A 736-nucleotide genomic window follows, 5' to 3' on the forward strand; every position below is an offset into this window, starting at 1 on the left:
CGACTCGTAGGCGTACACCGTGAAGTGCCCGTACTTGGTGGGTAGCGAGACGGGCGGCGCGGCGCGGCGAATCAGCCTCTCGTGTTGGCGGCGGTAGGCGATGAGGTCGGCAATCGTCAGAATCTTCAGTCCGTGCTTGCGGGCGATTTCGATGAGTTGCGGCATGCGCGCCATCGAGCCGTCCTCGTTCAGGATCTCGCAGATGACGCCTGCGGGGAACAGCCCCGCCAGCCGTGCGAGGTCTACGGCAGCTTCGGTGTGTCCTGCGCGGCGTAGCACGCCCCCAGGCGCAGCGCGCAGCGGGAACACATGTCCAGGGCGCACGAAGTCGTCGGGCTTGGCGCTTGGGTCGCAGAACTTGCGGATGGTCAAGGCGCGGTCGAATGCCGAGATGCCCGTGCTGATGCCCTCGCGGGCGTCGATGGCTTCCGCCATGGGTGTGCCGAACTGCGCCGTGATGGCTTTGGTCATCATCGGGATGCCCAGCTCGTCCAGCCGCGCGCCGTCCGTCGGCAAACAGAGCAGCCCGCGCCCATGCACCACCATGAAGTTCACCGCTTCGGGGGTGACCTTCTCGGCAGCCATCAGGAAGTCGCCCTCGTTCTCGCGGTCTTCGTCGTCGACCACGATCAGCATGCCCCCGTTGCGGACAATCTCGATCGCCTCTTCGACGGTGGCGAACACCTGCGGGTCGCGCTCCTGTGCGGTGTCTCCCGTGCCAGTACGAGCGGTCATC

General features: G+C 66.2%; 1 protein-coding gene. It reads right to left on the reverse strand.

Annotated elements, in window-relative coordinates; translation table 11 throughout:
• On the reverse strand, nt 1-684 hold a 684-nt coding region (gene ribB / locus NW837_RS15545), incomplete at its 3' end, for a 3,4-dihydroxy-2-butanone-4-phosphate synthase (RefSeq protein WP_414332580.1).
• Between the last annotated feature and the right edge of the window lie 52 nt (nt 685-736).

The organism is Synechococcus sp. R6-10, assembly GCF_047461815.1.
GTDB lineage: Bacteria > Cyanobacteriota > Cyanobacteriia > Thermostichales > Thermostichaceae > Thermostichus.